Annotated in this window: 7 protein-coding genes and 3 pseudogenes; 7 read left to right on the top strand and 3 right to left on the bottom strand. The window is 68.9% G+C overall.

Annotation, left to right across the window (positions count from 1 at the left end):
* Positions 1-219: 219 nt before the first annotated feature.
* Entirely contained in the window at positions 220-1,230 is a 1,011-nt protein-coding gene (locus tag RNB18_RS30965) for a hypothetical protein (RefSeq protein WP_311717563.1), read from the bottom strand.
* Between the two features lie 116 nt (positions 1,231-1,346).
* Here RNB18_RS30965 and RNB18_RS30960 point away from each other — a divergent pair, with 116 nt between their 5' ends.
* Together RNB18_RS30960 and RNB18_RS30955 are read left to right on the top strand one after the other, a co-directional pair.
* Positions 1,347-2,003 carry a TetR/AcrR family transcriptional regulator gene (locus RNB18_RS30960; protein WP_311717414.1) on the top strand — a complete coding sequence of 219 codons (657 nt, stop codon included), beginning with the start codon at positions 1,347-1,349 and terminating at the stop codon, positions 2,001-2,003.
* A 476-nt stretch (positions 2,004-2,479) separates the two neighbouring features.
* Positions 2,480-3,391, top strand: a complete 912-nt coding sequence (locus RNB18_RS30955) for an IS4 family transposase (protein ID WP_311717562.1) — start codon at positions 2,480-2,482, stop codon at positions 3,389-3,391.
* A gap of 224 nt (positions 3,392-3,615) precedes the next feature.
* Here RNB18_RS30955 and RNB18_RS30950 read toward each other — a convergent pair whose 3' ends face one another.
* Entirely contained in the window at positions 3,616-5,049 is a 1,434-nt protein-coding gene (locus RNB18_RS30950) for a non-reducing end alpha-L-arabinofuranosidase family hydrolase (RefSeq protein ID WP_311717413.1), read from the bottom strand.
* Between the two features lie 383 nt (positions 5,050-5,432).
* Here RNB18_RS30950 and RNB18_RS30945 point away from each other — a divergent pair.
* Together RNB18_RS30945 and RNB18_RS30940 are read left to right on the top strand one after the other, a co-directional pair.
* A pseudogene (locus RNB18_RS30945) lies at positions 5,433-5,805 on the top strand (RNA polymerase subunit sigma-24); the annotation flags it as partial.
* A 476-nt stretch (positions 5,806-6,281) separates the two neighbouring features.
* Complete coding sequence (locus tag RNB18_RS30940; protein ID WP_311717412.1) at positions 6,282-7,994, top strand: LPXTG cell wall anchor domain-containing protein; 1,713 nt, start codon at positions 6,282-6,284, stop codon at positions 7,992-7,994.
* A 716-nt stretch (positions 7,995-8,710) separates the two neighbouring features.
* On the opposite strand, the pseudogene RNB18_RS30935 reads toward RNB18_RS30940, so the two are convergent.
* Positions 8,711-8,911, bottom strand: a pseudogene (locus RNB18_RS30935) (hypothetical protein); the annotation flags it as partial.
* A gap of 244 nt (positions 8,912-9,155) precedes the next feature.
* Between RNB18_RS30935 and RNB18_RS30930 the strand changes: the two are divergent.
* The 3 genes and pseudogenes from RNB18_RS30930 to RNB18_RS30920 all read left to right on the top strand — a co-directional run.
* Positions 9,156-9,802, top strand: a pseudogene (locus RNB18_RS30930) (LacI family DNA-binding transcriptional regulator); the annotation flags it as partial.
* Positions 9,803-9,886: 84 nt separating this feature from the next.
* Positions 9,887-10,411: a Gfo/Idh/MocA family protein gene (locus RNB18_RS30925; protein WP_311717570.1), complete on the top strand. Its 525-nt coding sequence runs from the start codon at positions 9,887-9,889 to the stop codon at positions 10,409-10,411.
* Positions 10,412-10,438: 27 nt separating this feature from the next.
* On the top strand, positions 10,439-12,571 hold the full coding sequence (locus tag RNB18_RS30920; RefSeq protein WP_311717411.1) for an alpha-galactosidase: 2,133 nt from the start codon (positions 10,439-10,441) through the stop codon (positions 12,569-12,571).
* Positions 12,572-12,732 lie beyond the last annotated feature (161 nt).

Genomic DNA, 12,732 nt, shown 5'->3' with positions numbered 1-12,732 from the left:
ACCTAAGGTCCCGCCCCTTCATTCGCCTACTTCCACGACGACCACTATGCGTGCGGCTTCGGCATATACATGCACACCTGGTCGCAAGATGTCACCGGACCCGACGCCGACCTCATCCGCGCTGACATCATCGCGGTCGGAATCCCGGAGGAGAAGACGGGGGATCTGCACTGCGGTGCGGTGCAGATCCCGAGCCGTGGGCATCATGTGCGGGGCCGATCACTTCCGATACCGCTGGGCCACTGCCGTGAAGGCGGCCTTGGGTTCCCATTCCATGTCGGGGTAGGTCTGCCCCCGGCGTCCTTCGAGGAGTTTGACGATGCCCAGACCGGCCCGGTCCAGGTCGTCCCTGGGGTCGCCGTCCGGGCGGTGCGGGTAGCCGGGCAAGGCGAACAGGAACACGAACGCGCTGTCCACGCCCTCGGTGTCGAAGATCTCCAGGAGTTCGCTCAGATATGCGGCCTGGCCGGCCTCGTCACGCTCGTATATACCGTTCAGTCGTACAGGGGACTTGGTCTGCGGGTCGTGCTCGACCACTTCCAGCACGCGCCCGCCGCGGTCTCCCGCGCCGTGGTAGGCCGCGGTGCCGAACCCGGTGATGGCGAGCGGCTTCGGGCTTTGGGCCAGGGTGCGCACCGCGTCCCGGAACCGGTCGGCGACCTCGGCGGAGCGGATCAGCTCGAACGTCACCATGTCGAAGGGAGTCCAGTCGACCTGCTCGAACTGGATGGATGCGTAGGTGAGCTTGCCCTGGAAGCGCTCGCGGACCGTGGTCGCGGCATCGCGGAGGAACGCGTTGATGCGCACGCCGAGCTCGCGCATCGCTTCGGCCCGCCGCTCGGGTGGGCTCATCAGCTGTTCGACCCGTTCCTCGGGGCTTTCTCCGGGCAGGAACCCGCGGTTCATCACGCTCAGCTCGACCCCTGCGACGAACACGACCGTGGCCCCCTGCCGCCGGAGCCGTTCCGCTCGCTCGGCGCAGTCGCGGAGGAGCGTGAGGATCTGCTCCGGGTCCAGTTCCAGCGGATAGGGCGAGAACCAGACCTCCAGGCCGAGCTCGGCGGCGGCACCGGCGGCCAGCTCCAGTCGGTCCGGGTCGCCGCCGATGATCTGGATCGCGTTGCAGTGCAGGTCGTCGCGGATGATGGCGAGCTCGCGCCGGACCACCGCGAGGTCGAAGTGCTCGCGGGATATCTGGCCGTGCACAACGAATCCGGTGTCGTAGGTCATTCCTCGTGCTCGCACGGTGACGTCCTCTCTGTCGATCTCGGGCGGGTCGAGGCTGACAGAAAAAGTGCGTGCACGCAAGTTTGCGCGCACGCAGCCTTGTGTGGAACGCTGACACTGTGACGACACCACCACCAGGGCTGCGGGAGCGGAAGAAGCAGGCCACGCGCGAGGCACTACGCGAGGCGGCTCTGTGCCTGGCCGTGGAGCGCGGACCGGACCAGGTGCGGGTCGAGGACATCGCCGAGGCCGCCGGGGTCTCGCCGCGCACCTACAACAACTACTTCGCCAGCCGCGAGCAGGCGATCGTCTCCGCTGTTACTGCAGGCCGGGAGGCGCGGATCGCGGCGGCTGTCGCGGCTCGGCCCATAGGAGTGCACCTGGCCGACGCCGTCACCGAAGCAGTGGTCGAGCAGTACACGAACACCGGCGAGCGCGAACAGCAGGCGCTGCTGCTAATCACCACCCGGACCGCGCTGCGCGACGCATTCCTCGACACCACCGCCGACATCGAGCCCCCGCTCACGGCGGTGATCGCCGAACGCCTAGGTGACACCGGAGCGCACACAGCCCGCGTTCTCGCGGCAAGCGTGGCCGCGGCGGTTCGCATCGCGCTGGAAGGCTGGCTCCGGCCGGCCGGGAACGCAGAGGCCGCCGAGAGTTTCGGCGCCGGAGGACTCGTCTTGCCCTCCGGCTCACTGCCCGACCAGCTCCGCGCGGCACTGGCCCCGCTCGCGCCCGCGTTCGACGCCGCCGAGCGACGCACCCAGCCGTGAAGCCGACCCAACTGGGGCATTCCGCTGGACAAACAGTAGATCCGGAACAGGCCGATGCACCCGGCCGTCATCATCCTCGTCAGCCGAGTCAACATAGATGACACTGCGTCAGATCGCGATCTACGACTGGAGTACTAGTAATAGGCACGGCGGGCGAGAGGTCCGGGGAAACGGACCGGGAGCAATCCCGGCACCGCGCCCCGGGCCTACTCAGCGAAACATGAGTCTTCAAGTTGCGTGAAATCCTCACCAAGCGGGCTGCCTCTTCACCCAAGTTCCAGGCTAATCAAATCCTGAGCTGCGGGCGTTGGGGTCGAGTCGGAGTCTGGGAACCTCGACGCAACTGAAGCAGCCCGACCATGACGGCAGCGCGATGACGGATACGGTGACGGATCTGCTTCCATTCCATCATTCGTAGGGTTGGGCGTGATCGGCGTGCGCCATATCGGGGGACGCCATAAACTGCGAAGTCGTCGCTGTTTCGGGCCTGTCAGCGCCTGGGATCGGAACCGCTGCGGGTGCTGTTTGCCACGACCGTGAAACCGATGGGCACCCAGGCCACTCCGGGGTGCTTCTGGTGCGGCCTGCGGCTGCTGGCGGTGGACTCCACCTGCTGGGACGTGGCCGACAGCCCGGCCAATGAGGCCGCCTTCGGCCGGCCGGGAAACAGCCGCAGCCACGACAAGTCCAGCTTTCCCCAGGTGCGGATGGCCTGTCTTAGCGAGGTGGGCACCCATCTCGTGCTGGATGCAGAGCTGGCCGGCTGCCGCACCGGCGAAGTCACCCTGGTCGGCCGCCTGCCCCGCTCCTGCGGACCCGGCGAACTGGTCCTGGCGGACCGGGAGTTCCTCGGCGTGCCCATGTGGCGGGCCTTCACCGACAGCGGTGCCGATCTGTTGTGGCGGGTGCCCGCCAACCGGCTCCTGCCCGTGGAGCGGATGCTGCGGGACGGATCCTGGCTCTCGCGCATCCACGCCCACACCGACCGCGCGCACCGTGATCCGGTCACGGTGCGGGTGGTGGCCTATCAGCTGCACGGCACCGGCCACGAAGGCGAGGACTACCGGCTGGTGACCACGCTGCTCGATGCCCGTCGCTATCCCGCCCGCCAGCTGGCTGCGCTCTACCAGGAACGCTGGGAGGCGGAGGCTGTCTTCGCCGAGCTCAAGACCCATCAACGCGGAGCCCGCGTCGTACTCACCAGCAAGACGCCCGACGGGGTCCTGCAGCAGATCTGGGCCCACCTGCTGGTCCACCATGCACTGCGTGAGCTGATGGTGAGAACCGCGGCCACCCGGGGCCTGGATGCCGACCGGGTCTCCTTCACCGAAGCCCTGCGCTCCGCCCGACGCAGCGTGACCGTCACGCCGGGCAGCTTTTCCCCCTGAGCTGCTGGTCAGATCCCTCGTCCTGCTCCAGCACGACCTGCTCGAACGCCTCCTGCCACGCAGACGCCTGCGCAGTCAGCCCCGCGTCGTCAAACGCAAGATGTCCAACTACCGGCTGAAACGGGCCGAACACCACACTTGGCCCCAACCCACCCGCACTGGCACCCGAGCAGTCCGCATCCAACGACCCCAACCCTCACCCACATAAACCAACGGGCTTGGGTCTAGCGCTGCAGTGTCAGCACGCCCGGCCGGTACGGCAGGAGGCCGTAGTCCATGCCGTCGGTGCTGGGGTCGCGCCCCTGGTAGAGGAACTGGAGGTTGCAGGGGTCAATGGTCTTGGTCTGGTCGGGGTTGGTGCGAACCAGATCGCCGTGGCTGATGTCGTTGGTCCAGGTCGCGCCGCTGTTGGCCTTGCCGGCGAAGGGGTTGGTCGCGGTGTCGGCCTGCGGTGTCCAAGTGCCGTCGAGGCTGGTGGCCGTGAACGAGCGGAAGTAGCGACCGTAGCCTGTGTAATTCTGGGCCTCGACGATCATCAGGTACTGGTTCTGGCCCCGGACCTTGTAGACCTCAACGGCCTCGAACAGGTTGAGCGGCGTGTCGCTCATGATCTTCGTGAAAGAACCGAAGGTGCCAGGGAAGTTGCCGATGGGCATGCTGGCGCGCCAGATGCCGCCCTCATCGTCGGCGAAGAACATGTACATGTTCGTGTCGTCGCCGATGAGGGTCACGTCGAGGGGGCCGCCCTTCGGGAGGGCGCCCGTGAACAGTTCCTGCTGCGCGGACCAGCCGTTGGGGTTGGTGGGGTCGCTCGAGGTGCGGTAAGAGAAGCTGTATGGCCAACCCCCGTTGTAGGCGAGCACCCAGAGGTTCTTCGGGGCGAAGTAGAACAGCGTCGGCGCGATGCCATCGAAGGGGATCGTGTTCTGGGTGGCGGTGGCCATGTCGGACCAGTTCGTGAAGGGGCTGAAGCTCGTCAATCCCCAGCGCCCGTCGTCACCGGCGAGGGTGTTGTGCGTCGTGGCATAGACGACGTGCTTGCCGTTGTAGACGACGCTGGTGAAGTCCTTGAGCGAGGCCCACCCCGCCTTCGGCTGCGCCAGCGGGCTGGTCGAGGTCCAGCGGTACGTCGATGGAAGAGCACACGAGTTGCCCGTCCCGGACAGGCCGGTCCACTTCTGGTTGGTGCCGCCGTGGCAGGACCAGATCTGCACCGCCGTGCCGTTGGCCTTGCCCCAGCCCGAGGCCTCCAGGCACAGTCCGGACCGCACGCCGACGATGGTGCCGTCGGAGTTCACCCGCCACTGCTGGTTGTCACTGCCGTTGCATGTCCAGATCTGTACCGGGGTCCCGGGAGTGGTGGCGCCGCCCCGGACATCCAGGCACTTGTTGCCGTACACGGTCAGCTGGTTGCTGTCCGTCAACGTCCACTGCTGGTTGATTCCGCCGTGGCAGTCCCAGATGTGCACGTTCGCGCCGTCGGTCTGGCTGAAGCCCGCCACATCGAGACACCGGCCGGAATCAACACCGTGCACGTCGCTGGTGGTGGCCGCCTGAGCTGGGCTGGCGACGAGCAGTGCCGCCAACGCGGCCAGGGCCGCGACCGCGGCGGCGAGTACCGCGGACGGATTTCTGCGGCTGAAACTACGTCTGCGCATAAGGACCTCGTCATCCTTGAGCAAGCGACTCCGGTCTTCCCTGTCAGAGGCTGTCCGGATTGGCGGTGTGATAGGACCTGACTGTGCGGTATACCGAACGAGGGTCGAAGTGTCGATCGAGAGAATGCTAGACATCCCATGAATGACGTCAATGCTTCTCGCGAAATCCGGGGGCAGAAACGTTCGCAGGCTTAAACCAGACGGCTTCAAGTCCCGTGGTTGTAAGGAGTCTTTGGTTGGGGGGGCAGGTAGCGGTGCGCGCGCGGGCTCGGCAAAGCTCCGCCATGTGGGCGACCGCCCTGGTCAGGTCCCTGCGCGTCCTCACAAACCGCGACCTTTCCCGGTGACCGACGATCTTCACGAAGTTATCCACCCACGACCAGGCCGACGCACCCACCGCCGAGGAGGCCGACTGGGTGCAGATCGTCGAGTGGCACAACGAGTTGGTGCGCCTGACCGACAGCCCGGTCGTCCGGCTCAACCGCGCGGTGGCCGTCGGCCAGGCCGACGGCCACGCGTCGGCCTGGCGGCGCTGGACGACTCCTCCCCAAGTTCTTCGAGCAGGGGATACCCCATGCTCCGCCATGCCGCGGTGGCGGCGTACCTCCACGAGCGCGACGGCGACCTGGCGACGGCGGCTCGGCTGTACGCCGAGGCGGCCCACAAGGCACCCGGCCTCGCCGAGCGCGACCACCTGACACGCCAGGCCCCCGGCTCAACGCTCGCCTGCCAAGGGTGTTCTCCTGCGCGTGGTGATGCGGCGTGGCCGGGTCGTCGGGTGCTCCGGCCACCACGCTCCGGCCGGCCAGTGCGGCCTGGGCCGCGCCGCCGCCCGCCGCGCCGCCGCCCGCCGCGGTGGCGGCGGCCGCCGTCTGTCTTTTCCTGTGCTTCCTGTGAGGCTTCAGCCGCTCGGCCACCGCGGGGCGGTGTGCGGCCGGAAACATGTGATGGTTCGCGCCGTCGAGGTGGAAAGGGAGCCCGGGCGTGTCACCGGGGCACGGGATCACCGGGTCCGGTGAGACCGTGCGACCGCGTCTCGGCGAAAAAAGTAGTTGAGACGGCAACCTTTCCGCTCTGAGTGGCCACTTAGGGGTGTACCGACGAGGGCGAGCCGTGGTCAGCGGCGCTACGCCCTCTGTGTCAGCACCCGATCGGAGCATTACGTGTCATCAGAAGACCCGAGATCCGCCGAGCAGCCGATGCCTCGGGGTCGCACGCCCCGCCGTAGCCGGATGCGCTTCCGCTTTGTCGCGGGGGCGGTGGCGGTGCTCGCCGCCTCGGCCGTTGTCGGCGCCTTGGCGACCAGCGCGGACGCCGCGGCGACCGTCGGCATCAGTGTGAATGCCGGTACCTCCCTGGGCACGGTGCCCAGCAGTGGTGTCGGCCTCAACACGGGCGTCGGGGACGACCGGATGGGGGACGCCAAGGTGACATCGCTGATGAAAGCCGCGGGAGTTCGGCAGCTTCGCTATCCCGGCGGCTCCGGCGCGGACGACTTCCACTGGAAGACCCACACCATGGGCAACGGCGGCTGGATCGTACCCAACACCGACTTCGACAGCTTCATGGCCACCGCGAAGAAGGTCGGCGCCCAGCCGATCCTGACCGCGAACTACGGTTCCGGCACCCCCCAGGAGGCCGCCGACTGGGTCAAGTACGCCAACGTCGACAAAGGTTACGGCGTGAAGTACTGGGAGATCGGCAACGAGGTCTACGGCAACGGGCACTACGGCAACGGCAAGGGCTGGGAAACTGACAACCACGCCGACAAGAGCCCGAAGGAGTACGGGAAGAACCTCGTCGCCTACTCGAAGGCGATGAAGGCCGTGGACCCGAAGGTGAAGATCGGAGCGGTGCTCACCACCCCCGGCTTCTGGCCGGATGCGGAGAAGGCTCCCGGTGACAGCGCCGACTGGAACAACACGGTGCTCTCCATCGCGGGACGCTCGATCGACTTCGTCATCGTCCACTGGTATCCGGGCGGCACCACCACTGCCGACCTGCTGAACACCCCCTCCCGGATCGCCGGTGTCAGGTCCTCGCTGCGCTCGCTGATCGCCAAGTACACGGGCTCGCGCGCCGCTTCGGTGGAGATCGCGGTCACCGAGACCGACGGCGTCGGCTCGCCCGCCTTGACCAGCCAGGCCGCAGCCCTGTTTGCGCCGGACACCTACATGACCTGGTTCGAGCAGGGCGCCACCCACGTGGACTGGTGGAACCTGCACAACGGCACGGACCAAGCACCCACCACCGTCCACGGCCAGACCGACTACCAGGACGGGGGCATACTCTCCGCCGGAACCTGCGCCGGCGGGAAGTGTCAACCGCGGCGCGACACGCCCTTCCCCACCTACTGGGGCATCCGCTCGCTGACCGCACTGGCGAAGCCTGGCGACACCATGGTCAAGTCGTCCTCGGGCAACTCGTCGGTCACTGTGCACGCGGTGCGGAACAGCACCGGCGGTCTCAACGTCATGCTGACCAACAAGAGCCCGCAGAACGCGGCGCAGGTGTCGCTCTCGTACGCCGGATTCACCCCGGCCGCAGGGGCGGTCACGACCGTTTCGTATGCCAAGGGAGATACCGCCCTGACGACGGCGAAGCGGGGCACGGCGGCCGCACAGACGCTGCCGCCGTACTCGATCACGACTCTTCAGCTGAAGCCCGTGTCGGGGACCGCCGGCGCTGACAAGCCGACGCCCGCCCCCACGCCGACCGCCGTCACGCCGGTTGTCTCCGCCCCCGGCACGACCGGCACCCGTGCGCAGGGGGAGATCGGCGCACCCGTCGGCCAGCCGACCCCGAGCAGCACGTCCGGCGACCTGGCTTCCACCGGGGCGAGCAACGCTGTCACGTACAGCGCCCTCGGTGGCCTGCTGGTCATCGCCGGCGGCGGCGTGCTGGTGCTTCGCGGACGTCGCCGCAGGGGTTTGCACGGGAGGTGAGACCGCGTGAGTGACTGACGGCCCGGCAGCAACGCCACCCACCCGTGGCGTACGCGCCGGGCCGTCGGCCTCCGCGGCGGCGTCGGCGGGCAGGAATGCGCGACATCCCGTGAGTTCTACTGAGCCCCGCGGAGTCCCCAACCTCGTGGCCAGGGGTTTCGCCCTCTCTCTGGTGACGCTTCGCGCTCTGACGTAACTTCGGGATTCCTGAAGCGTTCTCACTGTGTATGACCGGTCGACGGTCATGGTGAAGGTGAGGGGCTCGGGTTGGCGCTGGCTGTTGTCCGGGACCTGCGCGATGTCCGGCCGCCGGCCACGGCCGAGGAGCTGGAGCAGTTCGAGACCGACGTGCTGGCGGGGTTCGTGCTGGCTCGGGCCTCGGCGGGGCTGGCGGACGGCACGATCCGCGGCGACGTCGGGCACGGGAGCAGATGCGGTCCTGGTTCGGCGGGCCGCTGTGGGAGATGGAGCCGCCTGATGCCGACGCGTACTTCGGGAAGGTGCTGCGGGCTTCGCCGAGCGGCACCCGGCTGGGGCGCTCTCAGGCGCTGACCACGTACTTCCTGTTCCTGGAGCTGCGGCACAAGGCCGAGATCCACCGGATGACCGGTCGGGTGATCGAGTGCCCGATCGACGAGATGATCCGGCCGCGCGGCGCGAAGGATGCGGCACTTCGGATTCCGCCGTCCGGGCCGGAGGGCAAGGCGCTGTTCGCTGGCCACGCCGTGCAGCGCCTCCGTTCCGGTCCGGAAGGAGGCGACGCCCAGGCGCTCGACAGGCGGCGCGTCATGGTGCAGCAGGGCGATCCTCTCGTCGAGCGTGAGCCGTTGCAGCAGGTCGTCGACGCGCTTCACCTGCGGGAGGGCGGTATCGCGGTACGGCGGCCGGCCGGCGTCGGGTAGGAAGGCAGAACCCACGGGAGAAACCCCTCAACGAGTGGGACGGGAAGCCAGTGGTGAAGCGCTTCGACGCTGTCATCGCCCCTGATCGGGTGTCAATGCCCGAAATGAAGAAAGCTTCTTTTAGTCCAACCCCTTGTTTCGCTGGAAAGACCTCATTAACTTGCGTCGCGAAGTGAAGCGCTTCGACACTTGGACCACTCTCGCGCTCTCCATCGGGGGAAGGGCCGCCGGCCGACAGGAAGGAAGCCGAGACACCACCATGGTGACCATCGCCGATGTGGCTCGGCGCGCGGGCGTCTCGACCAGCACCGTGAGTTACGTGCTCAACGGCAGGACCTCAGTGTCCGACGCGACCCGGCGCCGTGTGCAGCGCTCCGTAGCCGAGCTCGGCTACCACCCCAACGCCGGCGCCAAGGCGCTGGCCGGCCGCCGTCACGCCTACGACGTCCTGCTGATCACGAGCGACGAAGGTCCTGAGGGCGTGCGGCGCGTCGCGGCGAGCGGTCTCGCGGACGGCGTGATCCTCATGGTCGTCGAGCTCGACGACCCGCGCATCCAGGTACTGCGGGAGCAGGGCACGCAGGCCGCGCTCATCGGTCTGCCCGACGATTCGCGCCAACTGTCCTGCGTGGACCATGACTTCGCCGTGGCGGGCGGCTGTGCGCGGACCACCTCGGCGACCTCGGCCACCGGGACATCGCCTTCATCGGCTACGGCTCCCGGATCTACGAACGGCACGCCGGGTACGCCGAACGCACCCTCGCAGGGTTCGCCGAGCGGGCCGGACAGCGCGGCCTGCGCTTCCTGCACCGCCCGTGCGAGGGTATGTACGAGAGCACCGCCCAGGCACTCCACCGCATCTTCGCCGAGCGGCCGGGAACCACCGGGTTCGTGGTGCAGAACGAGGGGGGCGACCTCCGTGTCGGGACAGTCCAGGGGACTGGGCCGGGACACCACCCGTGGTTTCAGCACCTGCGCAAGGTGGTCGGCATGACCTCCGCCTCGCGGTCCGAGCGCACCGTCGGCCACGGCCCGCGCGCGGGCACCACATTCCCGGTGGAGGTGGCCACGCACGTCACCGGCGTTCTGGAGCACGCGAGCGGGGCGCTGTCGACGCTGGTGATGTCGTTCGACGTCTGGGTAGCGGGCCTGCCGCACATCGAGATCTACGGAACGGAAGGCTCGCTGTCCGTCCCCGACCCCAACCACTTCGACGGCCCGGTGCGCCTCTTCCGGGCCGACGCGGAGACCAAGGACTGGGAGGACGTCCCCGTTCGGGGCGGCTACCCGGGCGCCGAGCGCGGCTACGGCATCGCTGACCTGGCAGCCACCCACGCCTCCGACACCCCGCACCGCGCGGACGGCTGCCTCTCCTATCACGTCCTGGAGGTCATGGAGGCGCTGCTCGCCGCGGCCGAAGCCGGACAGCCGGTCCACATCACCAGCACCCCCGTGCGGCCCGCTGCCGTACCGGCGCACGCGGGCCGGGCGTTCGCCGCGCACACCGGCCGCTGACACCGAAGAAGCGAAGGAACACTCATCATGATCGACACCCGCGTTCTCCTCGACTGGGGCCACGACGCCCTGCGCCTGATCATCGACGCCGACCAGGACGGCCGTCCGCGACTCCGTCACCTCGGCGCCCCCGACACCGTGCCCAGGCCGGCCGGTTCGAGGGAGTCGCTGCCGCTGGTCGAGGCCGTCGTGGGCGCCCAGGGCCCGGACTCGTCGAGCCGGCGCCTGATCGACAGTGTCGGCGCACGGCTGCGCTACCTCAGCCACGACGCCCGGCGCGACGGGGACTGGCACCAGCTGACCGTCCGCCTGCACGACCCCGAGACGGACCTCGCCGCTGACGTGGTCTACCGCTCGCCCGACGGCATCCCGGTCCTGCGTGCACACGTGGAGCTGCGCAACGGGGGCAGCAACCCGCTCGACCTGGAGTCGGTCACCTCCCTCGTCCTCGGCGTCCTCACCACGGACCCGGCGCAGTTGGTGACCGCGGACCTGCTGTGGGCGGAGAACGATTGGATGGACGAGCACCGCTGGCAGCAGTGCCCGTTGCGCCAGGCCGTCCCGCACATCAACGGCCGCGTCCACCAGCCCTACCGCAAGGGGGCCTTCACCATCGCCGGGAAGGGTTCCTGCTCCAGCGGCGGTCACCTGCCGATGGGCGCGCTGAGCGACCGCGGGACGGGGCGGACCTGGCTGTGGCAGCTGGAGACCAACGGCGGCGGCTGGCAGTGGGAGTGCGGCGAGAACATGGACACGGGATTCCTGTCCCTGTCCGGTCCCACCAACGTCCGGCACGGCTGGTCGCACCGTCTTGAGCCGGGGGCGAGTTTCACGACCGTACCCGTGGCCCTCGCCCCCACCGAGGCCGGCGGCATCGACGGGGCGTTCGCCGCGCTCACCCGATACCGGCGGGCGATCCGCCGCCCGCACCCCGACCACCAGCACCTTCCCGTCATCTTCAACGACTACATGAACTGCCTGATGGGCGACCCGACCACAGCCCGCCTGCTGCCGCACATCGACGCCGCCGCCGAGGCGGGCGCCGAGTATTTCGTCATCGACGCCGGCTGGTACGACGACGGGGACGGCGGCTGGTGGACCACCGTCGGCGCGTGGGAGCCCGCCCCCTCCCGCTTTCCCGGCGAGGGCGGCCTGGGGGAGGTCATGGATCGGATACGGGAGCGCGGCATGGTGCCGGGACTGTGGCTGGAGCCGGAAGTGGTGGGGGTGGAAAGCCCGGTCGCCACCGCCCTGCCCGACGAGGCGTTCTTCCGCCGCCACGGCGCCCGCGTCAACGCGAACGGCCGCTACCACCTCGACCTGCGCCACCCCGTCGCCCGCGCCCACCTGGACTCGGTGGTGGACCGGCTCGTCGACGGCCTGGGCATCGGCTACTTCAAACTCGACTACAACGTGGACGCGGGTTCCGGCACCAGCAGTCACCCCGGTGAGGCCCCGGCGGACGGCCTGCTCGGCCACAACCGCGCCTTCCTCGACTGGCTGGACGGCGTGTTGGACCGCCACCCGGGCCTCGTCCTGGAGAGCTGCGCCTCCGGCGGCAAGCGCGCCGATTACGCCCTTCTCTCGCGCGTCCAGCTGCACTCCACCAGCGACCAGCAGAACCTGGAGTTGTACGCCCCGATCGCGGCGGCGGCACCCACCGCGGTCACGCCGGAACAAGGGGCGGTGTGGGCCTACCCGCTGCCCGACGACTCCCTCGACGAGGTCGCCTTCACCATGGCCAGCGCCCTCCTCGGCCGCATCCACCTCTCCGGCCTCCTCCCCGAACTCGCCCCCGAAGCCCTCGCGTTGGCGCACGAGGCGGTCGCCGTCCACAAGACGATCCGCGGTGACCTGGCCACCGCTGTCCCCGCCTGGCCGCTGGGCCTCCCCGGCTGGTACGACCCGTGGGTCGCCCTGGCTCTGCACACACCCGACACCACGTACGTCACCGTGTGGCGCCGTCCCGGTGACGACTCCGACGAGTCGGCCGTTCTCCCGTTCCCGACCCTTCGCGGCGCCCGGGGCGGCGTCGACGTGCTGTACCCCTCCACCACCAAGGCGCAAGCCACGTGGGACCCGGAGGCCGCGACGCTCGACGTCTCCCTCCCGTCGGCCCCTTCGGCGGTGCTGCTGCGTCTCTCCACCCGCCCGGAGTGAACCGACAGAACAAAGTAGCGACGGCTCCGCACCGGGGAGGTGCGGAGCCATTCATCGGTGTTCTCCTTCGTGGATACCCCGGCGTTTAGGCCGGGGAGGAATCGAAGCTCCTGCGGAGCAGGGCAGGGGAAGCCGGTTCGCCGCCAGGGCGGACCGGCGTG

Origin of the sequence: Streptomyces doebereineriae, from assembly GCF_031845645.1 — a bacterium.
In the GTDB taxonomy this organism is placed as follows: Bacteria; Actinomycetota; Actinomycetes; order Streptomycetales; family Streptomycetaceae; genus Streptomyces; species Streptomyces canus.
Note: the sequence above shows the minus strand (reverse complement) of the source record. Positions and strands in the feature narration are given on the sequence as shown.

What these genes read in the sequence shown, in the direction of transcription:
- RNB18_RS30965 (WP_311717563.1), bottom strand. Translation starts at nt 1,230, where the DNA reads ATGACCTACGACACCGGATTCGTTGTGCACGGCCAGATATCCCGCGAG.
- RNB18_RS30950 (WP_311717413.1), bottom strand. Translation starts at nt 5,049, where the DNA reads ATGCGCAGACGTAGTTTCAGCCGCAGAAATCCGTCCGCGGTACTCGCC.
- RNB18_RS30940 (WP_311717412.1), top strand. Translation starts at nt 6,282, where the DNA reads ATGCGCTTCCGCTTTGTCGCGGGGGCGGTGGCGGTGCTCGCCGCCTCG.
- RNB18_RS30925 (WP_311717570.1), top strand. Translation starts at nt 9,887, where the DNA reads ATGACCTCCGCCTCGCGGTCCGAGCGCACCGTCGGCCACGGCCCGCGC.
- RNB18_RS30920 (WP_311717411.1), top strand. Translation starts at nt 10,439, where the DNA reads ATGATCGACACCCGCGTTCTCCTCGACTGGGGCCACGACGCCCTGCGC.